Origin of the sequence: Sulfitobacter aestuariivivens (assembly GCF_014763045.1) — a bacterium.
GTDB classification, from domain to species: Bacteria; Pseudomonadota; Alphaproteobacteria; order Rhodobacterales; family Rhodobacteraceae; genus Sulfitobacter; species Sulfitobacter aestuariivivens.
Genome location: NZ_JACTAG010000001.1, coordinates 1,032,360 through 1,058,047, shown reverse-complemented (window position 1 = coordinate 1,058,047; position 25,688 = coordinate 1,032,360). Strand labels below are relative to the sequence as shown.

The 25,688-nt window shown below is 59.0% G+C and carries 20 protein-coding genes and 1 tRNA gene; 10 read left to right on the top strand and 11 right to left on the bottom strand.

What is annotated here, in order from left to right; genetic code table 11:
* Positions 1-176 precede the first annotated feature (176 nt).
* The gene (gene gyrA, locus H9Q16_RS05250) at positions 177-2,936 is read right to left on the bottom strand and encodes a DNA gyrase subunit A (RefSeq protein WP_191074290.1); all 2,760 of its coding nucleotides are present in this window, start codon (positions 2,934-2,936) and stop codon (positions 177-179) included.
* A 191-nt stretch (positions 2,937-3,127) separates the two neighbouring features.
* On the opposite strand from gyrA, the gene H9Q16_RS05245 reads away from it, so the two are divergent.
* Positions 3,128-3,397: an usg protein gene (locus H9Q16_RS05245; protein ID WP_191074289.1), complete on the top strand. Its 270-nt coding sequence runs from the start codon at positions 3,128-3,130 to the stop codon at positions 3,395-3,397.
* A 231-nt stretch (positions 3,398-3,628) separates the two neighbouring features.
* Positions 3,629-4,696: a DUF2855 family protein gene (locus H9Q16_RS05240; RefSeq protein WP_191074288.1), complete on the top strand. Its 1,068-nt coding sequence runs from the start codon at positions 3,629-3,631 to the stop codon at positions 4,694-4,696.
* A gap of 57 nt (positions 4,697-4,753) precedes the next feature.
* Here H9Q16_RS05240 and H9Q16_RS05235 read toward each other — a convergent pair whose 3' ends face one another.
* Positions 4,754-5,713 (bottom strand): radical SAM protein, encoded by a 960-nt coding sequence (locus H9Q16_RS05235; protein ID WP_191074287.1) that lies wholly within the window; start codon positions 5,711-5,713, stop codon positions 4,754-4,756.
* Positions 5,714-5,875: 162 nt separating this feature from the next.
* Between H9Q16_RS05235 and zwf the strand changes: the two genes are divergently transcribed.
* From zwf to pgi, 3 genes are read left to right on the top strand one after another with little or no spacing between them, the layout of a single operon-like run.
* The gene (zwf, locus tag H9Q16_RS05230; RefSeq protein ID WP_191074286.1) at positions 5,876-7,345 is read left to right on the top strand and encodes a glucose-6-phosphate dehydrogenase; all 1,470 of its coding nucleotides are present in this window, start codon (positions 5,876-5,878) and stop codon (positions 7,343-7,345) included.
* Positions 7,342-8,013: a 6-phosphogluconolactonase gene (gene pgl / locus H9Q16_RS05225; protein ID WP_191074285.1), complete on the top strand. Its 672-nt coding sequence runs from the start codon at positions 7,342-7,344 to the stop codon at positions 8,011-8,013. The genes zwf and pgl overlap by 4 nt, the downstream gene beginning before the upstream one ends.
* A complete protein-coding gene (pgi, locus tag H9Q16_RS05220) occupies positions 8,013-9,602 on the top strand; it encodes a glucose-6-phosphate isomerase (protein WP_191074284.1) in 1,590 nt (529 codons plus the stop codon). Before pgl ends, pgi begins: the two co-directional genes overlap by 1 nt.
* Positions 9,603-9,690: 88 nt before the next feature.
* On the opposite strand, the gene H9Q16_RS05215 is transcribed toward pgi, so the two are convergent.
* The 3 genes from H9Q16_RS05215 to H9Q16_RS05205 are packed head-to-tail and all read right to left on the bottom strand — an operon-like array spanning position 9,691 to position 11,888.
* Complete coding sequence (locus tag H9Q16_RS05215) at positions 9,691-10,947, bottom strand: cation:proton antiporter (RefSeq protein WP_191074283.1); 1,257 nt, start codon at positions 10,945-10,947, stop codon at positions 9,691-9,693.
* The gene (locus tag H9Q16_RS05210; protein WP_191074282.1) at positions 10,944-11,393 is read right to left on the bottom strand and encodes a GNAT family N-acetyltransferase; all 450 of its coding nucleotides are present in this window, start codon (positions 11,391-11,393) and stop codon (positions 10,944-10,946) included. Before H9Q16_RS05210 ends, H9Q16_RS05215 begins: the two co-directional genes overlap by 4 nt.
* A gap of 15 nt (positions 11,394-11,408) precedes the next feature.
* The gene (locus H9Q16_RS05205) at positions 11,409-11,888 is read right to left on the bottom strand and encodes an acyl-CoA thioesterase (protein ID WP_191074281.1); all 480 of its coding nucleotides are present in this window, start codon (positions 11,886-11,888) and stop codon (positions 11,409-11,411) included.
* Between the two features lie 94 nt (positions 11,889-11,982).
* Here H9Q16_RS05205 and H9Q16_RS05200 point away from each other — a divergent pair, with 94 nt between their 5' ends.
* Positions 11,983-13,602 (top strand): long-chain-fatty-acid--CoA ligase, encoded by a 1,620-nt coding sequence (locus tag H9Q16_RS05200; RefSeq protein ID WP_191074280.1) that lies wholly within the window; start codon positions 11,983-11,985, stop codon positions 13,600-13,602.
* Positions 13,603-13,699: 97 nt separating this feature from the next.
* On the opposite strand, the gene H9Q16_RS05195 is transcribed toward H9Q16_RS05200, so the two are convergent.
* From H9Q16_RS05195 to speB, 5 genes are all read right to left on the bottom strand, one after another.
* Positions 13,700-13,773, bottom strand: a tRNA-Gly gene (locus H9Q16_RS05195).
* Positions 13,774-13,836: 63 nt separating this feature from the next.
* Positions 13,837-14,673, bottom strand: coding sequence for a class I SAM-dependent methyltransferase (locus H9Q16_RS05190; RefSeq protein ID WP_191074279.1), 837 nt, complete (start codon positions 14,671-14,673; stop codon positions 13,837-13,839).
* Positions 14,670-15,236: a carboxymuconolactone decarboxylase family protein gene (locus tag H9Q16_RS05185; RefSeq protein WP_191074278.1), complete on the bottom strand. Its 567-nt coding sequence runs from the start codon at positions 15,234-15,236 to the stop codon at positions 14,670-14,672. Before H9Q16_RS05185 ends, H9Q16_RS05190 begins: the two co-directional genes overlap by 4 nt.
* 61 nt (positions 15,237-15,297) lie before the next feature.
* Positions 15,298-17,343 carry an ASKHA domain-containing protein gene (locus H9Q16_RS05180; RefSeq protein ID WP_191074277.1) on the bottom strand — a complete coding sequence of 682 codons (2,046 nt, stop codon included), beginning with the start codon at positions 17,341-17,343 and terminating at the stop codon, positions 15,298-15,300.
* 190 nt (positions 17,344-17,533) lie between these two features.
* Positions 17,534-18,493 carry an agmatinase gene (gene speB, locus H9Q16_RS05175; RefSeq protein WP_191074276.1) on the bottom strand — a complete coding sequence of 320 codons (960 nt, stop codon included), beginning with the start codon at positions 18,491-18,493 and terminating at the stop codon, positions 17,534-17,536.
* A gap of 134 nt (positions 18,494-18,627) precedes the next feature.
* On the opposite strand from speB, the gene guaB reads away from it, so the two are divergent.
* From guaB to H9Q16_RS05160, 3 genes are all read left to right on the top strand, one after another.
* Entirely contained in the window at positions 18,628-20,076 is a 1,449-nt protein-coding gene (guaB, locus tag H9Q16_RS05170; RefSeq protein WP_191074275.1) for an IMP dehydrogenase, read from the top strand.
* Positions 20,077-20,126: 50 nt separating this feature from the next.
* The gene (locus tag H9Q16_RS05165; RefSeq protein ID WP_191074274.1) at positions 20,127-21,287 is read left to right on the top strand and encodes an RsmB/NOP family class I SAM-dependent RNA methyltransferase; all 1,161 of its coding nucleotides are present in this window, start codon (positions 20,127-20,129) and stop codon (positions 21,285-21,287) included.
* A 145-nt stretch (positions 21,288-21,432) separates the two neighbouring features.
* The gene (locus H9Q16_RS05160; RefSeq protein ID WP_191075164.1) at positions 21,433-23,697 is read left to right on the top strand and encodes a PAS domain-containing hybrid sensor histidine kinase/response regulator; all 2,265 of its coding nucleotides are present in this window, start codon (positions 21,433-21,435) and stop codon (positions 23,695-23,697) included.
* A 3-nt stretch (positions 23,698-23,700) separates the two neighbouring features.
* Here the strand turns inward: H9Q16_RS05160 and H9Q16_RS05155 are convergent, their stop codons facing one another.
* The gene (locus H9Q16_RS05155) at positions 23,701-24,294 is read right to left on the bottom strand and encodes a gamma-glutamyl kinase (protein WP_191074273.1); all 594 of its coding nucleotides are present in this window, start codon (positions 24,292-24,294) and stop codon (positions 23,701-23,703) included.
* Positions 24,295-24,499: 205 nt separating this feature from the next.
* Between H9Q16_RS05155 and recA the strand changes: the two genes are divergently transcribed.
* Positions 24,500-25,570, top strand: a complete 1,071-nt coding sequence (recA, locus tag H9Q16_RS05150) for a recombinase RecA (protein WP_191074272.1) — start codon at positions 24,500-24,502, stop codon at positions 25,568-25,570.
* The last annotated feature ends 118 nt before the right edge of the window (positions 25,571-25,688 follow it).

Here is a 25,688-nt window from a genome sequence, read left to right as displayed (position 1 = left end):
CTCGGTTCCCGTTATACGTGTTGCTTGCAGGTGCGCACGTTGCCTGCGCAGTCTCATCACAAGGGGACAACGCAACAAACGGTGCGGCCCGCCGGTAGGGACAGACCGCCCGCACCAAACAGAAACGCCCCGGAGAGTACCCGGGGCGTTTCACATTTCTACCAGACATCGTGCGCTTATGCGTCGGCGTCGTCTGCCTCAGGCTCGCCATCGGCTTCGCCTTGATCGGCGATCCAGGCAACGCTAACCACTTCCTCAGCCTTGCCGGTGTTGAACACCTTGACACCGCCCGCACTGCGCGAGCGGAAAGAAATGCCATCGACAGGCACACGGATCGACTGGCCCTTTGAGGTGGCCAGCATGATCTGATCCGACATCTCAACCGGGAAGCAGGCGATGATCGGGCCATGCGCCATTCCCTTGGTCCAGGCTGTCACACCCAAGCCGCCGCGTCCGCGAACAGGGTAGTCATGCGAGGAGGAGATCTTGCCCGCGCCACCTGAGGTGATCGTCAGGATAAGATCTTCGGCCGCCGACATCTCGGCGTAGCGTTCAGGGTTCAGCTGACCAGCGGCGACGATTTCCTCGTCGTCATCCACTGGTTCTTCGTCAGTCACACCGGCCATCAGGCGACGCTGTTTGAGATAGGCAACGCGCTCGGGTGATTCCGCATCAAAGTGACGGATCACAGACATCGATACGACCTTATCGGCATCGCCCAGCTTAATGCCCCGCACCCCGACCGAACTGCGGCTGTTGAAAATCCGTACATCGGTGGCCGGGAAACGGATCGCGCGGCCCGCGTCAGTCACCAGCATCACGTCATCATCGTTGGACGCAATCCGCGCGTTGATCAGGGTCGTACCCTCGTGCTCGCCCTCGAACTTCATCGCGATCTTGCCGTTGCGCATAACGTTGGTGAAATCGCTGAGCTTGTTGCGACGCACCGTGCCAGCCGATGTCGCAAAGACCACCTGCAGATCGTCCCATTCTTCCTCGTCCCGGTCGACCGGCATGATCGCGGCAACAGAGACCCCCGTCGGAATGGGCAGGATATTGACGATGGCCTTGCCCTTGGCCGTGCGCCCACCCTGAGGCAACCGCCAAGTCTTGAGCTTGTACACCATTCCATCGGTCGAAAAGAACAGCAGCTGCGTGTGCGTATTGGCGACAAAGAGGGTGGTGACCACGTCCTCTTCCTTGGTCTGCATCCCTGCCAGACCCTTGCCCCCGCGCCGCTGGCTGCGGAAATCGGCCAACGGCGTGCGCTTGATATAGCCGCCCGATGTGACCGTCACGACCATGTCCTCGCGCGCAATCAGGTCTTCGTCGTCCATGTCACCGGACCAGTCGACAATCTCAGTGCGGCGCGGCACGGCAAACTGGTCTTTCACTTCTTGCAGCTCATCGGCAATGATAGCCATGATCCGCTCGCGGCTTGCGAGGATCTCAAGGTATTCCTTTATCTTGCCCGCCAACTCTTCCAATTCGTCCGTGACTTCCTTGACGCCGATCTGCGTGAGGCGCTGCAGGCGCAACTCAAGGATCGCCCGCGCCTGGGTCTCGGACAGATTGTAGGTCCCGTCCTCGTTGGCCGTATGGGTCGGATCATCGATCAGTTTGATGTAGGGCAGAATGTCGGCGGCAGGCCAGCGCCGGGTCATCAGTTTCTCGCGCGCCTCAGCCGCATCGGCTGACGACCGGATCGACTGTACGATCTCATCAATATTGGTCACCGCCACGGCCAGACCACACAGAATATGGCTCCGCTCGCGCGCCTTGCGCAGCAGATGGGCCATCCGACGTGCGACAACATCCTCGCGGAAGTCTATGAAAGCAGTGAGAAAACGGCGCAGCGTCAGCGTCTCGGGGCGACCGCCGTTCAGCGCCAGCATGTTGCACCCGAAGTAGGTCTGCATCGGCGTGAACCGGAACAGCTGGTTCATCACCACCTCTGCGGTCGCATCGCGCTTGAGCTCGACCACCACGCGCACGCCGTTGCGATCGGATTCGTCCTGCACATGGGCGATACCGTCGATCTTCTTCTCGCGCACCTGCTCGGCGATCTTTTCGATCATGACCGATTTGTTCACCTGATAGGGGATCTCATCAATGATGATGGCCCAGCGGTCTTTGCGGATTTCCTCAACCCGGGTCTTGGCGCGCATGATCACACTGCCGCGGCCCTCAAGATAGGCTTTGCGCGCCCCGGACCGGCCCAACATGATGCCACCCGTGGGGAAATCAGGCCCGGGGATGTAATCAATCAACTGCTCGGACGTCAGATCAGGCTCTTCAATCAATGCCAGCGTAGCATCGATCACTTCGCCCAGATTGTGGGGTGGAATGTTTGTCGCCATGCCCACGGCGATTCCGCCTGCGCCATTGACCAGCATGTTCGGAAAACGCGCCGGCAAAACGGCAGGCTCTTTTTCCTTACCGTCATAATTATCAATGAAATCAACAGTATCTTTGTCCAGATCATTGGTCATGAACTGCGTGACGCGCGCCAGACGGGATTCGGTATAGCGCATCGCGGCCGCGCTATCGCCGTCCATAGAGCCAAAGTTGCCCTGACCATCAATCAGCGGCAGCGACATCGAGAAATCCTGCGCCATGCGAACCAGCGCGTCATAGATCGCGCTGTCCCCATGCGGGTGGTACGACCCCATCACATCACCGACCGATTTGGCCGACTTGCGATAGCTCTTGTCGTGGGTGATCCCCTTTTCATACATCGAATATATGATGCGCCGGTGGACCGGTTTCAGACCGTCACGCAGATCGGGGATCGCCCGGCTGACAATGACGGACATCGCGTAATCCAGATAGGATGTACGCATCTCATGTTCGATGCTGACAGACGGGCCATCGAACACAGGGCGTTCGGGCCGGTTTTCATCATCGTTTTCAGGAGGTTCAGGGGTGTCGTTCACGTTATCTGCTCGGTCTTTCTGGACACGCTATATGTTGTCTGAAACTCTATCAGAAACGCCATATCGGGTGCAATGCCTGTGACCATAATGCATTGGCAGCCAACGGGTTAGAGTGCCAACATATTGTTTTCATTGAAAAGTAATTCTGCTGTGACAGGATGTTGATAGTGCAGGCAGAAACGGAGGCGCAAATGCCCCAATCAGAAACAGAGCTGATGCTGAAGGGATACGGGCTGACCACAGCGGAATTCTTTTACCATATGCCCGACTATACGCACGTGCTGAACAGCTATGTGTGGCAAGACTACGATCTGGCACCAGACCACCCGAAACTCTTTGAGTTTGTCGAATTCTGGCAAAAGGAACTGGACGGGCCGCTGCATTCTGTGCGCTTTACCCACCGTAAATTGATCGGCCCCGGTGAATGGCGCAATCAGGTGGGCGAATTTACGCTGCACTGATATATTGCAGAATTAATAGGGAGCACCTCAGCCACGGCAGCGCATACCTCGGCGGGCAACCAGAGATCCAAAACCTGCGGGCATTATTATCAAGGCGTGATCGATCTCATCGAGGTCGAGCCGTTGCGAGGACGTGGTGACTTTCTAGCTGCCCGTGACGTGGCGTGTCTCTTGTGATGAGGGCCAATCTGGTCGACGCTCCCCAAAACCGTCCAAAGGAGCGCCAAGCCGATGCAACAATTGCTGATCGACCAGAACGCCATCACGCGCACCCGGCTTGAGAATGTGACCCCGCCCGCTCTTGCCGAAGGGCAGTCTCGACTGCGTCTGCAAAGTTTTGCGCTGACCGCCAACAATGTAACTTATGCCGCGTCCGGCTTTGCCATCGGTTATTGGCAGTTTTTTCCAAGCGGTACGGAAGGGCACGGCCTGGTACCGGTCTGGGGCACTGCTGAAGTCGTCGAAAGCCACTGTTCGGATCTTCCGGTGGGCAAGCGGCTATATGGATTCTATCCGCTGGCGGAAGAGCTGGTCATCACGCCGCGCCAGACCTCCGGTGGCGCAATTGTGGACACGGCAGATCATCGCGCGCAACTGCCGGCGGTCTATAATCGCTATATGCCCGTGAGGGAAAACACGCCGGGTGAGGATCACCTGCGCGCGCTGTTGCAGCCGCTTCTGGCCACCTCATGGCTGCTTGCGGATTGGTTGCGGGACAATGGTTTTTTTGGTGCCAAACAGGTCATCGTCGGATCGGCTTCGTCCAAAACCGGGCTTGGTCTGTGCAAATATCTGTCCGAAGATCAGGACCACCCGGTCCAGATTGTCGGTCTCACCTCAGCCGGAAATCTGGATTTCGTGAAAGGCCTTAACGCCTGCGATCAGGTGCTGAGCTATGATCAGATTGACGACATCGCCAAGGTGCCTTCGGTCTATGTCGACATGTCCGGCAACGGAGAGGTCAAACTGGCGCTGCACGCGGCCTTGGCGGACCACCTTAAACATTCGGCTGCTGTTGGTATCAGCCATTGGGACAAATTTGCGCCCAAGCAGGATTTGCCCGGCGTCAAACCCCAATTCTTCTTTGCCCCCGCCCAGATTGCCAAGCGTCGCAAGGAATGGGGCCCCGGCGTGGTGGAGCGCGAGATCACCACCGCCTGGCAGCGCATCGCCGCAGACGCCGCAGATTGGATGGATGTCACAGTGCACAAGGGTCTGCCCGCAGCAGAACCTGTCTATGCGGCCCTGGCCGCAGGCAGGGCTGACCCCGCACAGGGGCATGTCGTCACACTGACCTGAGCGCTGACGAAATACCGACGTAATACCGATGTAACACCGACGTGGATTTTCAGCATTTCACGCCGAACAGCTTGCCCCGCCCAGAACGCAAAATTTTGCACAATGCGGATGGTTCAAGGCCACGTCGCGCTCGGCCTCTTCCAGCGTCGATCCCAGCTCGAACTCAGGCGCGTAGGGCAGCAAGGTGCACGCCAGCACCACAGGCTTTTCAGCCCCCTTGCGCTTGACCACCATGCGCGAGCTTGAGCACATGACCGCATCGGGTGATGTATCAAGTATTCCCCAACACGCAGTGGTAATTTCGGGCACCTCGATGCCTTCGTCCATCTCCGGGAAAAGAACTGTCATGCCAGGGTTTTGCGCGTCGATATTAAAGTTGTGTTCGGCAAAAAATGCGGCATACCCCGCCCGGCTTTCCGCTTCGCTGTCTGCAAAAACTGACCGTCCCGCAACCGCCATGCGAAACCCGTTGTCGCGCAGCCATTTCATGCCCGTCAGGGTTTTTTCGAACGATCCTTCACCCCGTTCGGCATCGTGCACATCTGCCCGGTGATGATCCACCGAGATGCGCAGCGTCAGCTTGCCGGGATACGCAGCATTCAGCCTGTTGAGCCCTTCCAGCATAGGCTTTCGCATCATCGGGCGCATGGCATTGGTCAGGATCAATACATCATACCCCCGCGCCAGCGAAGCCTCTGTAATTTCAATCATTTGCGGGTTCATGAACGGCTCACCGCCCGTGAAGGCAATCTCTGATACGCCCCAGTTACGCACCTCAAGCTGGTCCAGATAATCCCGCACCTCATCGGCGGTGATATAGACCAGCGCATCATTGGTCGGGCTGCTTTCGATATAGCAGTTGACGCATTCGATGTTGCACAAGGTGCCTGTATTGAACCAAAGCGTTTGCGGATTGCTCAGTGCGACAGTTGCCCGCGCCTCGCCCTGGGCAGTGACCAGCGGGTCGCGGAATTTGCCTCGGTTTGCCAAAGCTTTGGTGCTGGCCATATCCTTCATGATTGGTCCTTGTCTGATGCCTGTGATTGCTGTCCAGTGTGCTAAGCTAGTGTTGTACTGAAGGAAAGCCCAAGTGCAGCCACGCACACTCTTGTGAACCGGCAAAAAAGCCGTATGTTTGCGCTAACATTGGCCAATCGGCAGCAAAACAGGATCGTCTTCATGGTTTCACGCGTCATACCGGTTGATCCCTTTGACCTCGTGATTTTCGGGGGTACGGGCGATCTGGCGCGCCGCAAAATCCTGCCGGGACTGTTCCGGCGCTTTTGTGCGGGGCAAATGCCAGACGCGGCGCGCATCATCGGCGCGGCGCGCTCTGACATGGATACGGATGCGTATCGGCAAATGGTGTCCGACGCGATTGACGAATTTGGCGGTGATCTGGCGAAAGAATGCGATGCCCGCGATGCCTTTCTCAAGCTGATTGGCTACATCGCCATTGATGCCCGGGGCGAGACCGGGTGGGCCGATCTTCAGGAGGCGATGAAGGGCAAGGGCCGGGTTGAGGCCTATTACTTCTCCGTATCCCCCGCACTCTTCGGCGATCTCGCAGAACGGCTGCAACAATGGGGCATGGCGGACGAAGACGCGCGGATCGTGGTTGAAAAACCCTTTGGCCGGGACCTTGAGACGGCAAGGGATCTGAACGCCACACTGGCCGCCTATTTTGATGAACACCAGATTTACCGGATTGATCATTATCTTGGCAAGGAAACGGTCCAGAACCTGATGGCTGTGCGCTTTGGCAACATGTTGTTCGAGCCCTTGTGGAACAGCCAGTATGTCGACCACATCCAGATCACTGTGGCCGAAACCGTCGGTGTCGGGGGCAGGGGTGAATATTACGATAAATCAGGCGCGATGCGGGACATGGTGCAAAATCACCTGATGCAGCTTTTGTGTCTCATTGCGATGGAACCACCTGCGCGGTTCGACCCCGACGCGGTGCGCGACGAAAAGCTCAAGGTCATTCGCGCGCTTGATCCTGTCGAATCCTACGAGATCGTGCGTGGCCAGTATCAGGCAGTGCCGATGGAAGAATCCGAACATCCGGGCTACCGGACGGCCGTTGGCGATGCCAAGTCGCGCACCGAAAGCTTTCTGGCGCTCAAGACCCACATCAGCAACTGGCGTTGGGCGGGCACCCCGTTCTATCTGCGCACGGGCAAACGCATGTCTGCACGGTCCTCCGAGATCACAGTTGTTTTCAAGGACACTCCCCATTCCATCTTTGCCGAAGACGCCGGGCGTCACCGCAACGTGCTGTCGATCCGCCTGCAGCCCAACGAAGGGATCACCCTTGGGGTTACGATCAAGGAACCGGGACCGGGCGGTATGCGCCTGATCGATGTACCGCTGGACATGACATTTGCCGATGCCCTGGGCGAGGACGGCGCTGACCATGTCGACGCCTATGAGCGGCTGATCATGGACGTCATCCGGGGCAATCAGACCCTTTTCATGCGAGGCGACGAGGTCGAGGCCGCCTGGGCCTGGACCGACCCCATCATCGAAGGCTGGGAATTGCGCCATGATGTACCCAAACCCTACGACAGCGGCTCTGACGGGCCGACCGATGCATTTGAACTGATGCGGCGTGATGGTCGCGACTGGCGCGAGGTCAGCCCATGAACCTGATCGAATATGCAGATCGCGAGATGCTGGCCCTGAACGTTGCCAACGTTCTGGCCAGCGAGATCAAGAAGTGTCTTCTGGCGCATGACTTTGCCTCTTTCGCCGTGCCCGGGGGCACCACGCCCGGACCCATCTTTGACATGCTCAGTGGCATCGATCTCGACTGGTCGCGGGTCCATGTGATGCTAACCGATGAGCGCTGGGTGCCCGAGGATCATCCGATGTCCAATACCGCCCTTGTGAAGGACCGTCTGTTGACCGGGCCGGCCGCGGCGGCAACATTCGTGCCCTTCTATCAAGATGGTGCAGATGCGGCTGACGGCAGCGCACAGGTCGCCGCAACGCTCGGCCCCAATATCCCCATTTCGCTTCTCATGCTCGGCATGGGGGCGGACATGCATACCGCCTCGCTGTTCCCGGGTGCTGAGGGACTCGCGGCGGCAATGGCGCAGGATGCACCGCTGCTTTGCCCAATCTCGGCCCCGCAACAAGAGATCGCGCGCGTGACCTTGCCCGCGCATGTGCTCGACGGGGCGATGTCGAAACACCTTGTGATCTTTGGCGATGACAAGCGTGCGGCATTGGAACGTGCCCAGGGGCTGCCTGCATTTGAGGCCCCAATCGCCGCCGTTCTGGGAGGTGCCGACGTGCACTGGGCCGCCTGATGGAGATCTGGGACGCCCTCAAAAGCCGCCACAAGGCCATCGCTGACCGCCCCTTGCTCGCGCTGTTCGAAGACGTGGACCGGGCCGATGCTTTTTCGATCCAGCTGCAGGACATGCGGTTTGATTATTCCAAAACCAACATCGACCGCGACACCCGCGCCGATCTGATCAAACTGGCCGAAACCACCGGTGTCTCCGCCAAGCGCGACGCCATGTTCAGCGGTGCCCGCATCAACGAAACCGAAGACCGCGCGGTTCTTCACACCGCCCTGCGCAATCTCGACGGCGCGCCAGTGATCGTGGAGGGCGTCGATGTCATGCCCGGCGTGCGTAACACGCTGACGCGGATGCGCAGCTTTGCCGACCAGGTGCGGGACAGTGGCGTCACGGATGTCGTCAACATCGGCATCGGCGGTTCTGACCTCGGTCCGGCAATGGCTGTGGCCGCGCTGCATCCCTACCACGACGGGCCGCGCTGCCACTTCGTCTCCAACGTGGATGGCGCACATATCGCCGACACTCTGGAGGGGCTGGATGCAAAGACCACTTTGGTGATCGTGGCTTCCAAGACATTCACGACGATTGAGACGATGACCAACGCCCGCACCGCCAAGGCTTGGATGCTGGACCATGGCGGTGACCCTAAAACGCAATTCGCCGCTCTCAGCACCGCCGAAGACAAGACAGAAGCCTTCGGCATCGACCCTGATCGGGTCTTCGGGTTCGAAGATTGGGTCGGCGGGCGGTATTCCATGTGGGGGCCCATCGGGCTGTCGCTGATGATCGCCATCGGACCGAAAGGGTTTGATGCCTTCCTGCGCGGTGGGCAGGCGATGGACCGCCATTTTCAAGTGGCCGAACCCCTAGAGAATATGCCGATAATGCTGTCGCTCGTGGGCATCTGGCACAACCAGATCTGCGGCCATGCCACCCGTGCTGTGCTGCCCTATGATCAACGCCTGCGCTACCTGCCAGATTACTTCCAGCAATTGGAAATGGAATCAAATGGCAAATCGGTGCAGATGAACGGTGCCGATGCCGACACCCACACAGGCCCGGTCGTCTGGGGGGCTGCAGGCACCAACGGCCAGCACGCCTTCTATCAGTTGATCCATCAGGGCACGCGCGTCATCCCGTGCGAATTCATGATCGCCGCCAATGGTCACGAACCCGAACTTGCCCATCACCACACGCTGCTCATCGCCAATTGCCTGGCACAGTCCGAAGCCCTGATGCGGGGCCGGTCCCTTACAGAGGCCCGCAAACTGATGCAGGCAAAAGGCCTGACGGGTTCAGAACTCGAACGCCAGGCCCGACATCGCGTTTTCCCCGGCAACCGCCCCTCAACCACGCTGATGTATCCGCGCCTTGACCCCTACACGCTGGGCCAGATCATCGCCCTTTATGAACACCGGGTCTTTGTCGAAGGCGTGATCCTGGGCATCAATTCTTTTGACCAATGGGGCGTTGAACTCGGCAAGGAACTTGCGACATCCCTTCAACCCATCGTCGAAGGCGAGACCCCCGCCACTGGCAAGGACAGCTCAACCTCCGCGCTGGTCAACTACATCCACACTCACCGGGAATAGCTTCTTTTTCTGGCCAAAATATTCCCGGAGTTTGAGGCAGCGCCTCAATAAAACAAATAGAATCCGGGCCTCGGCCCGGCCTATCGGATCACATCAGATCCGGCGCACGGCCCACACGATTGGCCAGCCGGCCCACCGTCAAGCCCTGCACGATGATCGAAAAGACGACCACGATATAGGTGCAAGTCAGGATCAGTGGCTTGAATTCCCCTTCGGGCAGTGACAACGCCAGTGCGACCGATATTCCGCCCTTCAGCCCGCCCCAGGTCATGATCCGCGTCACCCCGTCATTGAACGTACGGAACGGGCGCAGCATGATGATAGGGATGGCCACGGCAGCAAAGCGGGCCACCAAGGCAATAACAATGGTCGCAAGCCCGGTCAGCAGCAGATCCCCCTCAAAGGCGATCGCAAAAACCTCGAACCCGATCAACAGAAAGAGCACCGCGTTGAGGATCTCATCGATCAGCTTCCAGAAGGCATCGACATAACGCCGGGTCTCCTCCGTCATACCCTGTGCCGTGCCAACATCTCCGATCAGCAAGCCCGCGCAAACTGCCATGATAGGCGCAGAAACGTGCAGCCAGACCGCCAGCTCATAGCCGCCAAAGGCCAGCCCGAGCGTGAGCAAGACCTCTAGCGAATAATCATCAATCCGCCGCATGACCCGGAAGGTGAGCCAGCCCAACACCAGCCCCAGCACCGCCCCGCCAACGGCTTCCTGCACAAAAAGCGTCGCCGCGCCCACCAGCGGGCTGTCGGCTTCGCCGTGATGTGCATCCCCGGGAAAGGCAAGGCCCACCAGCACCAGAAACACCACATAGCCAACGCCGTCGTTGAACAGGCTCTCACCGGCAATCTTGGTTTCCAGTGATTTGGGCAGATCCGCTTCGCGAAGGACACCCAACACCGCTACCGGATCGGTGGGCGATATCAACGCGCCAAAGACCAGCGCCAGCAGCAGTGGCATGCCCGTAAGCCATGAAAATGCCAAACCGACGATCATTGTGGACAGGGCAATTCCCAGCGTCGCCATCAGAAAGACCACAATCCACTCACGCCGCAGATCTCTCAGCTTGACGTGCAGCGCTCCGGCAAAAAGCAACAGGCCCAGCATCCCTTCCAGAAGGGCTTCTGAGAAATCAATGCCCAGCACGATCCCTCGCACCGTGTCCGCGATCGCCAAACCGGGCCAGATCAGATCAAGCGCCAGCAACCCAAAGGATGCCACCAGCGACACCACCAGAATACCAATAGCCGAAGGCAGCTTCAAAAACAGATAGTTAATCGCCCCAAAGCCGCCCGCGAGAACGATCAGCAGCGACGTGATCTGCAGAAAATTCATTCAGGATTCATGTCATAGGTGATCCACATGGTGCGATCTGCGATCTTGTCGTACACCCCGCGCCCGCGGTAATTGTCATCGGCCGTGATCCAGCGCACCACCTTCCAGTTGTTGGCCCGCGCCACTTCACCTACGGCCGCAATCAGCGCGTCCGCCGCCCCGCTGCCGCGTGCGGCCGGATCAACAAAGAGATCATCCAGAAAGCAGTTGATGCAGGCCTTGAGGCAGCTGACGAAAGGACGATAGTGCGTCAACCCGATCAACGCGCCCTGCGCGTCTTCGGCGACCAATCCCTTGCTGCCATGCGCGGGATCCATCAGCCAACCCCAGACGGTGTCGCGCATCTGAGCGGTCTGATCAACTTTGTAGAAAGTGGCATAGCCCTGATAAAGTCGGTCCCAGTCGGACCGATCCTCTGCTGTGAGGGGGCGAATGGTGGTGCTCATGATCTGTTTCCTTTCTCAGCCTTCAGGCCGCGCCTTATCGATTGTCTGAAACCGGTCGCGCAGCCCGTCGGGAATGACAAATCGCCCCGACCCATCCGGCATCAGCAGAACCAGTACACAGTCAAATGTTGCACGCAGCGTGCCCCCCGCCCAAAGCTGTTGGCACAGCGAAAAGGAAGTGTTGCGAAAGGCTGTGCAGCCGCAGGTGGTCACGTAATCCTCATCCATCCGCATTTCCTGGCGGTAGTGAATGGTGCCTGACCGGATCACGATCCGCGGATCGTCAGGGCTATCATATCCAGACAACCCCCAGTCCTGCGTATAGCGGATGCGCAGGCGTTCAAACCATTCCATATAGACCGCGTTGTTGACGTGGTTCAGCACGTCTAGCTCAGAAAAGCGCACCTGATCGGCCATCGCCAGCGGCTGCGGCGGGTCAATCCCTAGCGATATCTGCAAATCGGCACTCAACGGGGTGTGGTAGGGTAACGTCATGTCCCTTGCGTAGAAGGGATGCCTAGTGCTTGCAAGACCGCGCCGCTTTGTCCAGTTTGGTCAGATGCTCTGCCCCCCAATTGAAGGACCGACCATGCTTGGCCAAATGATGACCCAACCCCTGCTGATTTCCAGCCTCATAACCCACGCGGAAACCTATCATGGTGATGGGGCCATCCATTCAGTCAACACCGGCGGTGGTGTCGAAGACACAACCTGGGGGCAGGTCGGACGCAACGCGCGGCTGCTGGCCTCGGCGCTGACCAATCTGGGGATTGAGCCACAGGCGCGGTGTGGCACGATCGCCTGGAACAACCGGCGCCACCTTGAGATCTACTTTGGCGCCTCGGGCGGGGGCTTTGTCTGCCATACGATCAACCCGCGCCTTTTCCCCGAACAGCTGGTCTACATCCTCAATCACGCCGAAGACAAAGTGCTGTTCATCGATGCAACCTTTGTGCCGTTGGTCGCCGCTATCCGCGACAAGCTTGAGCATCTGGAACATATCGTGCTGATGGAGGCGGAGGTGGGTGATGCTGCAAATGCGCTGCCCGGCATCCGCGCGTATGACGATCTGCTCGCCACGGGTGATGCGGACTACCAGTGGCCCGAACTGGATGAGAACACCGCCTCAAGCCTCTGTTATACATCAGGAACCACGGGAAATCCAAAGGGTGTGCTTTATTCCCACCGCAGCACGTTGTTGCACAGCTTTGCCTCAAATCTCGCAGACGCGATTGCCTTTTCGGCAGCCGATGTGGTGCTGATGGTCGTGCCCATGTTTCACGTCAATGCCTGGGGATCGCCCTATGCCTGCGCCATGGTTGGCGCACGGATCGTGTTGCCGGGACCTGGCCTTGATGGTCCGTCCCTCGTAGGACACATCGACACCTACAAGGTCACAGTGGCCCTGGGTGTTCCGACGATCTGGCTGGGCCTTTTGGGCGCGGCCAAGGCGGCGGGCAGCGATCTGGCCACTTTGCAGCGCACGGTAGTGGGTGGCTCTGCCTGTCCGCCGTCGATGATCACGACCTTCCGTGAAGAGTACGACGTTGAGCTGATTCACGCCTGGGGCATGACGGAAATGTCTCCGCTGGGCACAGTGAACAAACCTCTGGCCAAGCACCTCGACCTGCCTATCGACGAACAGCACAGTCTGCGCGAGAATCAGGGGCGGCCCGTGTTCGGCGTGGATCTGGACATCTGGGATGATGATGGCAATTCGTTGCCTCACGATGGCGAAACACAGGGTGATCTGGTCACACGCGGCCACTGGATTCTCGACAGCTATTTCCGCAAGACCCGCGACCAAACACTGCGCAACGGCTGGTTTGACACCGGAGACGTGGCGACAATGGACGCCGACGGATACGTCACCATTCGCGACCGGTCCAAGGATATCATCAAATCGGGCGGTGAATGGATCAGCTCTGTCGAGTTGGAGAATATCGCCATTGCGCATCCGAAACTGGCCGATGCCGCCGTCATTGGGGCGCGTCATGCAAAATGGGACGAGCGCCCCGTGCTGATTGTGGTCAATGCCGACGGTCAGAACCCGACCGAGGCGGAGATTCTGGAAATATTCGACGGCAAGATCGCCACTTGGCAGGTGCCGGACAAGGTGGTCTGGAAGGATGAACTACCTCGCAATGCAACCGGCAAGGTGCTCAAACGCAACCTGCGCGAAGAGTTTGGGGATGTGTTACTGGGGTAGGGGCATCGTCAATGCCCATCAGTCCTGCCACGCTGGCCCGCAATCAAAGCGCTGCTGGCGCGCCATCGCCCCGGTCTGGATCAGACAAGGGAGTAGCTGGAGCGGGTAACGGGAATCGAACCCGTAACTAAAGCTTGGGAAGCTGCCGTGATACCTTTTCACCATACCCGCCTGAGCCTTGCATGGGATAGGCCTCTGCCATGACAGCGTCAAGGGCAGAACGGCCCAGGCGGATCAGGGTTTGGTCGCCGTGAAATAGTTGATTTCCGCTGGAATGGCCTCGTTTGGGAAGCCCGCGTAGATCTCGGTAATGTCGGCCTGCAGCCGGGCTGCGGTGGCGGCGTCGCTCTCGAAATAGTCAAGCGCGCGCGCGCCCGATCCGATCTCGCAACTCAACTGCGCCAGTTCGGATGCGCCACCCGGCAGAGATAGCACAAGATCATTCGCCGCGCCCGACACATCTGCAAAACCTGCGTCGCGCAGGATGCCCTCGACCTTGTCGATGTCCCGAAACGCAAAGGGGCCGGGCGCATCGGGGTCGGATTTGGGCATAGGTCCCAACAGGGCTTTGGCGGCTTGCGCGGGCACGGTAAAATAGGGGTTGCGGTCAATCTGTCCCCAGCTTGCGAAGGTCAGTGTCGCACCGGGTTTCATGGCTCCGGCGATATTGGCAAAGGCCGCAACGGAATCAGCAAAGAACATGACGCCAAAGCGGGAAATGACCCGGTCGAAATGCCCCGCTTTAAAATCATGGACAGCTACGTCAGCTTCGGCAAACGCCGCATTTGACACCCCATCGCCGCGCGTCTTGGCCAGTGCCAGCATCGGCTCTGATACATCTGCGCCCAGCACATGTCCGCCCGGTGCGACCATCGAAGCGGCCTGCAAAGTGCTCGCCCCGGTGCCACAGCCCACATCAAGCACATTTTGTCCCGCCTGCAGGTCTGCGCGGTCAAGCACCCCGTCGAGAACAGGTTGCAATTGCGCATCCATCTGCCCCTGGTACGCCGCCCACTTCTCACCCGCGTTGCCGCCCCAGAAGGCCACCTGATCGGCGTTATCCGCACTCATGACATCAAACCTTCAGCACGCGCCCAGTCGGTGTACCGCCGTGCCCGCCGCTCTTTCTTGTCCGCCTCGGTGACTGGCCTGCTGCCGCTGACATCCGCGCTTACGCCCGTGCCCTCCACGATCCGATTCATGAAGTTAAAGAGCGCACACACCTTGATCGCATCATATAGCGCCTCTTCGGACCAGCCAGCGGCATAGACCGCTTGCGCATCCGCCTCGGTCAGCCGCGAGGGTGTCTGGGTCAGCTTGCCGACATATCGCAGGATAGGCTTCAGCGCCGTGTCGACGCGCGCTGTCTCCACATCGTTCAGCAACTCGTCCAGAACCGTGCGTTCGATGCCGAACGCTTCTGCCGCATTCAGATGCGCGCCTGCACAGAACTGGCAGGCATTAAGCGCTGAGACATAGGCCGCAATCAGCTCACGATCTCCCTGATTGATCGCCGCCGGGTCACACATGATCGCATCGTCCAGTTGCAGGATCTGCACCACGTTGGTCGGGAACGCTCTGAACACATCGCCCAGATCAGGTGTTTCTGGCAGGGAAGGGATCAATCGTTTCATTTCAGAAGGCCTTTCGGGTAGTGTTGCACATATCCTGACCAAAGTGCCTCCGGATCACAAGTTAACGCGCCCGCCGCCTTCTGCGCCCGCCGCCCTCGGCCTCACCGCCGCCCCCTGTGTTGAAGGTCTCATTTGGCAGGGTAACAATGCTGTTGAGGATCGGAAAGGGCTCCACCGCGTTAGGGATGGCTGAGGCATTCACAAAGTGCTCCTGAAAGCGCGGCTCGATCGCGGTTTCGATCTTGTGAATTTGTCGCACGGTTTGCTCAATCTCGCCCCGTGCGGCGGTATTGAGCAGCGCAATCCGCGCACCTGTACCCGCTGCATTGCCGGCCGAGGTGACCTTATCCAGTGGCGCATCCGGGATCATCCCCAGCACCATCGCGTGCTTGGTCGAGATGTGCGCGCCAAAGGCCCCCGCCAGAACCACTCGGTCCACCTTATCGACGCCGAACTTGTCCATCAGCAGACGCGCCCCGGAATAGAGCGCGGCCTTGGCCATCTGGATCTCACGGATATCCCGGTTCGTGACCGTGATCCGCGGCCCGCCTGCGGCAGTGCCGTCGTAAACGAGGTAGGAATTGGTGCGCCCGTCAGCGAACACATTGGCCGAGCCCGTCTGCTCGGCCGTGCCAATCAGCCCCGGCGCGTCCACGATGCCTTGCATGCGCATCTCGGCCACCATCTCGATGATACCTGATCCGCAAATACCGGTCACCCCGGTCGTGGCGATCGCGTCGTCAAATCCGTCTTCGTCCGACCACAGATCCGACCCGATCACCTTGAATCGCGCAACCTTGGTGGCAGGGTCAATCTCCACCCGCTCAATCGCGCCGGGTGCGGCCCGTTGACCGGACGAAATCTGCGCCCCCTCAAACGCCGGGCCGGTGGGCGAGGAACAGGCGAGCACCTTTTCCTTGTTCCCCAGCAAGATCTCCGCGTTGGTGCCGACATCGACCACGAGCACCAGATCCTCGGATTTATCCGGCGCCTCGCTCAGTGCAACCGCTGCCGCATCCGCCCCCACATGGCCCGCAATACACGGCAACAGATAGACGCGCGCAGAAGGGTGAATATTCAGATCAAGATCAACGGCCCGCAACCGCAGCGCATTGGAGGTGGCCAGCGCAAAGGGCGCTTGCCCCAACTCAAAAGGATCAATGCCTAAGAACAGATGGTGCATCACCGGATTGCACACAAAGACCGCATCCACGATCAGCCCACGGTCAATCCCGCCTTCCTCGGCAATCTGTTCGAATAAGGCACACATGCCCTCGCGTACTGCCCGGGTCATTTCATCCGCGCCAGAGGCGTTCATCATCGAATAGCTCACCCGGCTCATCAGATCCTCACCAAAGCGGATCTGCGGGTTCATCACCCCGGAAGAGGCGACAACCTCCCCGGTCTGCAAATCACACAAGTGCGCCGCAATGGTGGTGGAGCCCAGATCAACCGCCAGCCCGTAGACCGTACCGTCATAATACCCCGGCCAGATATGCATAATCCGGGCCGGGTTTTCGGCATCTCCCAGATTGACCGCAACGGTCACCTTCCACGCCCCTTTGCGCAAAATAGGCTGCATCTGCTGAAAAATATGCAGATCAGCCGTGACATTCTCCAACGCCCACTGATCGCGCAACGCATTCTGCAACCGCTCCAGATCCCCTGAGGGGTCGTGCATGTCAGGTTCGGCAACCTCAACATAAAACAGCCTGGTGGATGGGTTCAGCACAATATCACGCGCCTCAGCCCGTTTGCGCACGACCTGTTTGTGCACCTGGCTCTCAGGCGGGACATCGATGACCACATCGCCCTGCACCGTGGCCTGACACCCCAGCCGCCGCCCTTCCTTCAACCCGCGTTTGTCCTGATAGCGCTGCTCAACCTTGTTCCACTCAGACAGCGCCCCGTCCCTGACCGTCACCTTGTGCTTTGGAAATTCACCAAACCCCGGCGTGATCTGACACTTGGAACAAATTCCTCGCCCGCCACATACACTGTCCAGATCGACCCCAAGCTGCCGCGCGGCTGTCAGTATCGGCGTGCCAACGGCAAAATGGCCGCGCTTGCCGGAGGGGGTGAATATCACCAAAGGATCGCTGCTCATCGTCTTGTCCTCAATGCACTTTCGCGCACCATAACGCGCGTTGGGAAAGACAACAGCCCAACAACGTCACCCCAGCAAACATCTGCGCCGCCAAGGGCTCTTTTTCTGGCCAGAATATTCCCAGGTAGTTTGAAGGACAGCGTCCTTCATTCCCAAATAAATCAAATGCGGGCTTGCCCGCTCAATAAGGTCACAACTGCGCGCGTGCGTGAAAGATGAAACCCAGAAAGTTCAGCAGAATCTGTGCCGCCAGAATCGTTGTGGACCCGCTATGATCATAGTCCGGTGCCACTTCCACCAGATCAATGCCCACCACCTCGTGCCGCTCGGACACAGCCTGCAAAAGCTCCAGCACCTCGTAATACAAGAACCCCCCATGCGACGGGGTGCCCGTTCCCGGGGCGATCGAGGGGCAAAACGCATCGATATCAATCGTCACATACACCCGTGCGCCCACCGGCACATGTTCCAATACCCCGCGCGTTCCCATCTCGCGCGCCTGGCGGACGGAAATGATATCAGACCCCATCGCACGGGCATCTGAATAGCCTTCCTTGGCAGTGGAGCTGACATTGCGGATACCCACCTGCGTCAGGCCGGTTACAAAATCCTGCTCAGCAGCACGGCGCATCGGATTGCCATGCCCGTGCCGCACACCATGGCGTTCATCGACAAAATCGAGATGCGCATCGATCTGCAGAATATGAATGTCACCTTGCCCCTCAAACGCCCGAATGCAGGGAATATTCACCGAATGATCGCCACCGATCACCACGGGTAGGGCGCCTGCGTCCAGGATTGCGCGCACCCCCGCTTCGATGTTGGCATGGCTGGCATCGGTATCGGTATGAACGATGTCCGCATCACCGATATCGACAATGTTCACATCCCCCGGCAGATAGGTCGCGTCATCCTCATGGTCATAGGCCCCCGCATGGCCAAAACTGAAAAGCGTTGACGCCTCGCGCACGCCACGCGGCCCAAACCGCGCACCACTGCGCCATTGGGTGCCCGCATCAAAAGGCGCGCCCAAAATGGCCACATCCGCATCCAGCGCCGCCCAATCGGCGACATAGGGCCTTTTCCCGAAGGTCGAGATGCCCACAAATGGCAGGTCCAGTCTGCCTTTTTCATACCCGTGATCCATCATCCAAAGCCTCCCTTTGCAGCGACCTTTCCGCAACCCCTCGCGCAACGCAAGACCGCGCTGACAAACCCCCTTTCCATCTCCTGCCGTCCGTGAGATAGGAACTTGCCAAATGAACCCATGCCGGAGAGAGCAAAATGGAGATTCGTGAGGCCTTCACCTTTGATGATGTACTACTGGTGCCGGGGGCCTCTTCCGTGTTGCCCTCAACGGCGGACACACGCACCTTCGTGACCAAAAGCATCGGGTTGAACATTCCGCTTCTCAGCTCGGCCATGGACACGGTGACCGAAGGGCGTATGGCCATCGCGATGGCACAGGCGGGCGGCATGGGCGTGGTCCACCGCAATCTCAGCATCGAAGAACAGGCGCGCGAGATCCGGCGTGTCAAACGCTTTGAATCCGGCATCGTCTATAACCCTATCACGCTGACCGCCGATCAGACGCTGGCTGACGCCAAAGCGCTGCAGGCGCGCTATAACGTCACCGGATTTCCGGTGGTAGACGGCGCTGGCCGGGTCGTGGGCATCGTCACCAACCGCGACATGCGGTTTGCCTCTGACGACAAGACCCCGGTCTCGGTCATGATGTCCTCCGATGATCTGGCCATTCTGATGGAACCCGCCGACCGGGACGAGGCGATCAGCCTGATGAAGGCGCGCCGCATCGAAAAGCTGCTGGTGACCGACAAGTCCGGCAAACTGACCGGGCTTCTGACCCTCAAGGACACCGAACAAGCCGTCCTGAACCCGACGGCCTGCAAGGACATGCTGGGGCGTCTGCGCGTTGCGGCGGCCACCACGGTGGGCGACGCTGGCTTTGAGCGCTCGGAGGCCCTGGTGGATGCGGGGGCCGATATGATTGTCATCGACACCGCCCATGGACATTCCGAAGGCGTGGCTCACGCTGTGACCCGCGCCAAGAAACTATCCAACGAGGTGCAGGTCGTGGCCGGCAACGTCGCCACAAGCGAAGCCACGCGCGCGCTGATCGACGCAGGCGCGGACGCGATCAAGGTGGGCATTGGCCCTGGCTCCATCTGCACGACACGCATGGTTGCGGGCGTCGGCGTGCCACAACTGACTGCGATCATGGATTGCGCCTCAGCGGCAGGCGACACGCCCGTCATTGCCGATGGCGGCATCAAGTTCTCGGGCGATTTCGCCAAGGCGATTGCCGCTGGCGCTTCCTGCGCCATGGTCGGCTCGATGATTGCGGGCACCGACGAATCCCCGGGCGAAGTCATTCTTTATCAAGGCCGTAGCTTCAAAAGCTACCGTGGTATGGGCTCGCTCGGTGCCATGGCAAGCGGCTCTGCCGATCGGTACTTCCAGAAAGACGCAGCCTCTGACAAGCTCGTGCCGGAAGGCATCGAAGGGCAGGTCGCCTACAAGGGAAGTGCGGCAGCCGTCGTGCATCAGATGGTGGGCGGTCTGCGCGCGGCGATGGGCTATACCGGCTGTGCAACCGTCGAAGAGATGCGCAAGAATTGCCATTTTGTAAAAATCACCGGTGCCGGTCTCAAGGAAAGCCATGTCCATGACGTTCAGATCACCCGTGAAAGCCCAAACTACCGGGTTGGATAACGGATTATGATCAATGGGATAAGATCGTTTATTAAAGTGGTTCACACGCCGTGACGCCCGGTGCGCGGGTCGCGGCAGCGATTGAAATTCTCGACGATATGTCCCAGGGCCGCGCCGCAGAACAAGCGTTGACCCGCTGGGCAAGGAACAGCCGATTTGCGGGCTCCAAGGACCGGGCCGCGGTGCGGGATCATGTCTTTGATGTCCTGCGTTGTCGCAGGACGGCGGCGCATTTCGGCCAGGGGCAAGACGGACGCGCCCTGATGATCGGCCTTTTGCATCAGCAGGGCGCGGACCTGTCTGCCCTGTTCGATGGCGCAGGTCATGCGCCTCCCCCTCTCAGCGATAAAGAGCGCGCCTTTCCCGGCCCACCTGCCGATCTGTCAACCGCGCTGAACCTGCCCGATTGGCTTGTGCCGCTCTTCGAGGCCTCGCTGGGCGCAGATACAACCGCGACCGCGCAGGCCCTTCAAACCCGTGCTCCTGTGCATTTGCGGGTCAATGTGGCACGGACCACAGTTTTGCAAGCGGCTGAAAAGCTCGCCTTGGAAGGCGTTGATACCGAAAGAAATTCGCTGTCACCGACCGCGTTGACGGTCACGCAGGGCGCGCGCCGGATCAAGCAGACAAGTGTCTTCAAGGAAGGCCTGGTAGAGCTTCAGGACGGCGCAAGCCAGGCCGTGGTGGATGCCATCCCTGCAGGTCGAAAGGTACTGGATTATTGCGCTGGCGGTGGTGGCAAAGCACTTGCGCTTGCCGCCCAGACAAGCAGGCGCGTGTATGCCCATGATGCCGACCCAAATCGCATGACCGATCTGCCCGAGCGGGCAAATCGGGCAGGTACTTCGATTGCAATCCTGAATCACGATCAGGTTCTAAAAACAGCGCCTTACGACGTGATCTTATGCGATGCGCCCTGTTCGGGTTCCGGTGCGTGGCGGCGCGCGCCCGGAGGCAAATGGCTTTTGACACCTGACCGTTTGACCGCCCTGACGCAGATACAGGACGACATTCTTGATGCGACCGCGCCTCTGCTCTCGTCCGGGGGAACACTGGTCTATGCCACTTGTTCTGTCCTCGCATCCGAGAATGAAGACCGCGTCGCCGCGTTTCTTGACAGGCATGCCGGCTGGGCATCGCCGTTCCAACGCCGCTTTGGGGTCACGTCCCAAGGAGACGGCTTTTTCACAGCGCACTTGACGCGAGAGTAGTATTTTGTATTTTCAACTTAGGCGTGCTGATCGGCCGTGATTAAAGGCTGATTAACCCTTATTGCGCGTAATGGCCTGACGATTCGTGCAAGCGGGGACTGGTTTGTCAGAAGACATTGAAAATCAGCAAGATCGGCTGGGCGCCATGGCCGGCAAGGCGCAGGGCCGCCTGCGTCTTTTATTGCTGGTGGCTTTCGCCGTCACCGTCTTTGCCCTGATCAGCCCCAATCGCAGCCTGACTTTGGGTTTGTTGAGCGTCGCGATGACCCTTCTCGTCATGTCGGGCGCGTTCTGGATCCTGAATGCGCGCGCAAGGGCGGTCCGGTCCGCGGGCCTTGATGCGGTCGCGCTTTTCATGGCCAAGGATGCGACGCCAGGATTTATCACCACGTCGGAAGGCACGATCACCTCTCGCAACGCAGCCTCGCTTGACACCTTCGCCAAGCCAGAGGCGGAAACGCTGACTGCGGCGCTTGGCGATACTCTTGCCAACCCGGGCAGCATTCTGTTTCGCCTTCAACAACGTGCTCAGGCCTCCGGGTCCGCGCAGGAAGATATTGCCGTGCGTGGGCCGCCGCTGCGCATCTCGGTGCAAAATATGGCGCAGGACGCGTTTGTCTGGCGGATTGAGCAGGTCGAGCGTCGGCAGATGCCGCGCGGGCCAGAGACGAACGGTTTGCCAATGGTCATGGTCGGGCGCAATGACACGGTGCTTTACATGAATGACGGCGCGCGTGCCCTGATCGGGTCGCGGGCCAAGTCGCTCGAAAAGATCTTTCCGTCCCTGCCCGTACAGCAGGGCAGCCTGAATGAAATCACCACAGCCGAGGGGCGGCAAAAGGTCCTTGTGGCCGAGACACCCGGCGGGGCCGGACGGCGCGCCCTCTATTTCCTGCCCGGACCGGCTGGGGGCGATCTGCAACAGGGATGGCAGGTTTTTCAGGACATGCCCGTACCGCTGATCAAGGTCGCGCCGGATGGATCGGTTCAGTCTTACAATCGCATGGCGTCCAAATTGATTGGCGTGCAGCTTGCCGAAGAGGTGCATTTGTCGCAATTGATGGAAGGGCTGGGGCGGTCCATCGCGGATTGGCTTGCAGATACGGTTGCCGGACGTCTGGCGCAAAAATCCGAATTTCTCAGGTTGACGCGAACGGACAAGGAAGTCTTCGTTCAGGTAACCCTCAACCGCATCACCGAAGAAGGAGAACCTTCTCTGATCGCGGTTCTTAATGACGCGACAGAGCTGAAGTCCCTTGAGGCGCAGTTTGTTCAAAGTCAGAAAATGCAGGCCATCGGTCAGCTTGCGGGTGGTGTCGCACACGACTTCAACAACCTTTTGACGGCCATAGCGGGGCATTGCGATCTGTTGTTGCTGCGGCATGATCAGGGGGATCCGGACTATGGGGACCTTGTCCAGATAAATCAGAACGCCAACCGCGCGGCGGCTTTGGTTGGTCAGTTGCTGGCCTTCTCGCGCAAGCAGACCTTGCGGCCCGAAACGGTGGACATGCGCGACACGATGGCCGATCTCACTCATTTGCTGAACCGCCTCGTGGGCGAGAAAATTACACTGACCCTCAGCCACGATCCGGTGCTAAAACCCATTCGTGCGGACAAGCGTCAGCTGGAACAGGTCTTGATGAACCTTGTGGTCAATGCACGTGATGCGATGCCTGCAGGTGGTGAGATCAAAATCCTCACCGAATGCGTGACACTGGAAAAGCCGATGTCGCGCGACAGGGTCAGTGTGCCGCCGGGTGAATATGTCACTGTTACAGTGTCGGACGACGGTGCGGGGATCGCGCCCGAAAAACGACAGAAGGTGTTCGAACCTTTCTACACGACCAAACGAACGGGTGAGGGGACGGGCCTTGGTCTGTCCACGGCTTACGGGATCATCAAGCAGACCGGCGGCTTTATCTTTATGGATTCGGAGTTGGGCACCGGAACGGTATTCACCCTATATTTCCCTGCGCTTGAAGTATCAGCACCTGCGCAAAACCGCATCCCCAAGGCGGCGGCGCCGTCCCGCGCCAAGCACGACGATGGGGTCATCCTGCTCGTGGAAGATGAAGCGCCGGTGCGGGCGTTTGCGAGCCGGGCCCTGCGGTTGCGCGGCTATACGGTTCTGGAAGCGGAGTCTGCCGAAGCCGCGCTCAAGACCCTTGAAGATGACGCGCTTGCCATCGATGTATTTGTAACGGATGTGGTCATGCCCGGCATGGATGGACCCAGTTGGGTGCGCGAGGCCCTGAAAAATCGGCCCGACGTTCGCGTCGTCTTTGTATCAGGCTATGCAGAGGGCAGTTTTGATGAAGCGCAGACAAAAATCCCCAATTCGGTGTTCCTGCCCAAACCGTTTTCGCTTAGCGATCTGACGGACACCGTGCACGATCAGCTGCACTGAGCTTCATTCAATGCTGTCATAAAGCGCGAATTCATCTGCAAATTTGCGGCGAAAACGATGCGCCACGTCAGGGCTCAGAGAGATATCCATCCGCGGCGATACATTTTCCTGCGTCAGAGAAAGCGCCACGTCCAGCCGATCTTGCAGAAAATCTTGTAGCCGTGCCTGATTTTCATATCGAAAGTGGTGCGTGATGCCGGTTCCGTTTGGCTGCGTCTTCATAAAGTTCAGCTGACTGCCGACATCGGCAAAACCGGGCCGGTCCCCCTTCATGTATGCCAGAACAAAATCGTCAAAGCTGACGTTGTAGGTGTTGTTGGGTTTGTCTTTCATGAAGGGCCGGCGGCGATAACGATACCAGCTGCTCAGCCAGGAGACCGGCTCGCGCATGACGGCCATCAGCTCCATCTCCGCATCGCAGACATTCTTGAACATCGGCCGCAGGAATCGGTTGTACCGGTACACCGGCGCGTGCTTGAGCATCGGGGGTTCTGAGATCACCATATCCGCACGCGCGGCCAAAGCCACCTCGTAAGCTGTGGTCCCGGTCTTGGGCACCGACAAAAAGGCAAGGCGTTCTTTAAAAAAAACAAGCACTTGAGAAACGCCTTTCGGATCTGAGCAAGAGTATCGCTGCCGTAAACTACTTCTTAACCGGCAGCGGCAAAAGATACCCAATGAAATAAAATGATTGATATGTTCCCCTTTTGACCCCATAGAGAACATTAGAGGAACAAAACAGCAGAGCAGCCCAATGCGCGATTGCGCAGGCAAGGGCGGTATGACACTAAAGGATAGGCACATGGCAACGGCAGAGCTTTTGAAAATGAACGATAAGAAATCAGCTGAAAAGCAAAAGGCGCTTGATAGTGCGCTGGCACAGATCGAACGCCAGTTTGGCAAGGGCTCGATCATGAAGCTGGGGGCGGAAGGGGCCGTTCAGGATATCACGGCAAGTTCGACCGGGTCTTTGGGGTTGGATATCGCGCTGGGAATCGGCGGCCTGCCCATGGGCCGGATCGTTGAAATCTACGGGCCGGAATCCTCCGGCAAAACAACGCTGACATTGCATTGCGTGGCTGAGCAGCAGAAGTCGGGGGGCGTTTGTGCCTTTGTCGATGCCGAACACGCGCTTGATCCGCAATATGCCCGCAAACTGGGCGTGGACATCGATGAATTGCTGATCTCGCAGCCTGACACGGGCGAACAGGCGCTTGAGATCACCGACACACTGGTGCGCTCAGGTGCCGTGAACATGGTGGTCGTGGACAGCGTCGCGGCCCTGACACCGAAATCGGAACTGGAAGGCGACATGGGCGACAGCTCTGTGGGCGTGCAGGCGCGCCTGATGAGCCAGGCCATGCGCAAGCTCACCGGCTCCATCTCGCGCTCAAACTGCATGGTAATATTCATCAACCAGATCCGCATGAAAATCGGCGTCATGTTCGGCTCTCCCGAAACCACCACGGGCGGCAACGCGCTGAAATTCTACTCTTCCGTCCGCCTTGATATCCGCCGCATCGGCGCGCTCAAGGACCGCGACGAGGTCGTCGGAAACGCCACCCGCGTCAAGGTCGTGAAAAACAAGGTCGCACCGCCCTTTAAGCAGGTGGAGTTTGACATCATGTACGGCGAAGGCATCTCCAAGATGGGGGAACTTCTGGATATGGGTGTCAAGGCTGGCATCGTCGACAAATCCGGTTCGTGGTTCTCTTATGGCGACGAACGTATCGGGCAGGGGCGTGAAAACGCCAAGGCTTTCCTCGCGGACAACGATGCCATGGCGCATGAGATCGAAGATAAGATCCGCGCCGCACACGGGCTGGATTTTGGCGGGTCCGACAACGACGACGTGGACATTCTGGAGGCCTGACCCGCCACTGATTTCCTCCCAAAGACCTTCCAAAGGACGCATGTACCCCGTGCGTCCTTTTTCGATTCAGCACCCTGTGGACAGCGCGGGCGCGCAGGGGTATCTCACCGGAACACCA

What these genes read in the sequence shown, in the direction of transcription:
- H9Q16_RS05200 (WP_191074280.1), top strand. Translation starts at nt 11,983, where the DNA reads ATGCTTGGCCAAATGATGACCCAACCCCTGCTGATTTCCAGCCTCATA.
- H9Q16_RS05240 (WP_191074288.1), top strand. Translation starts at nt 3,629, where the DNA reads ATGCAACAATTGCTGATCGACCAGAACGCCATCACGCGCACCCGGCTT.
- recA (WP_191074272.1), top strand. Translation starts at nt 24,500, where the DNA reads ATGGCAACGGCAGAGCTTTTGAAAATGAACGATAAGAAATCAGCTGAA.
- H9Q16_RS05160 (WP_191075164.1), top strand. Translation starts at nt 21,433, where the DNA reads ATGGCCGGCAAGGCGCAGGGCCGCCTGCGTCTTTTATTGCTGGTGGCT.
- H9Q16_RS05210 (WP_191074282.1), bottom strand. Translation starts at nt 11,393, where the DNA reads ATGAGCACCACCATTCGCCCCCTCACAGCAGAGGATCGGTCCGACTGG.
- speB (WP_191074276.1), bottom strand. Translation starts at nt 18,493, where the DNA reads ATGATGGATCACGGGTATGAAAAAGGCAGACTGGACCTGCCATTTGTG.
- pgi (WP_191074284.1), top strand. Translation starts at nt 8,013, where the DNA reads ATGGAGATCTGGGACGCCCTCAAAAGCCGCCACAAGGCCATCGCTGAC.
- H9Q16_RS05205 (WP_191074281.1), bottom strand. Translation starts at nt 11,888, where the DNA reads ATGACGTTACCCTACCACACCCCGTTGAGTGCCGATTTGCAGATATCG.
- zwf (WP_191074286.1), top strand. Translation starts at nt 5,876, where the DNA reads ATGGTTTCACGCGTCATACCGGTTGATCCCTTTGACCTCGTGATTTTC.
- H9Q16_RS05235 (WP_191074287.1), bottom strand. Translation starts at nt 5,713, where the DNA reads ATGAAGGATATGGCCAGCACCAAAGCTTTGGCAAACCGAGGCAAATTC.
- H9Q16_RS05245 (WP_191074289.1), top strand. Translation starts at nt 3,128, where the DNA reads ATGCCCCAATCAGAAACAGAGCTGATGCTGAAGGGATACGGGCTGACC.
- H9Q16_RS05185 (WP_191074278.1), bottom strand. Translation starts at nt 15,236, where the DNA reads ATGAAACGATTGATCCCTTCCCTGCCAGAAACACCTGATCTGGGCGAT.
- H9Q16_RS05190 (WP_191074279.1), bottom strand. Translation starts at nt 14,673, where the DNA reads ATGAGTGCGGATAACGCCGATCAGGTGGCCTTCTGGGGCGGCAACGCG.
- H9Q16_RS05215 (WP_191074283.1), bottom strand. Translation starts at nt 10,947, where the DNA reads ATGAATTTTCTGCAGATCACGTCGCTGCTGATCGTTCTCGCGGGCGGC.
- H9Q16_RS05180 (WP_191074277.1), bottom strand. Translation starts at nt 17,343, where the DNA reads ATGAGCAGCGATCCTTTGGTGATATTCACCCCCTCCGGCAAGCGCGGC.
- pgl (WP_191074285.1), top strand. Translation starts at nt 7,342, where the DNA reads ATGAACCTGATCGAATATGCAGATCGCGAGATGCTGGCCCTGAACGTT.
- guaB (WP_191074275.1), top strand. Translation starts at nt 18,628, where the DNA reads ATGGAGATTCGTGAGGCCTTCACCTTTGATGATGTACTACTGGTGCCG.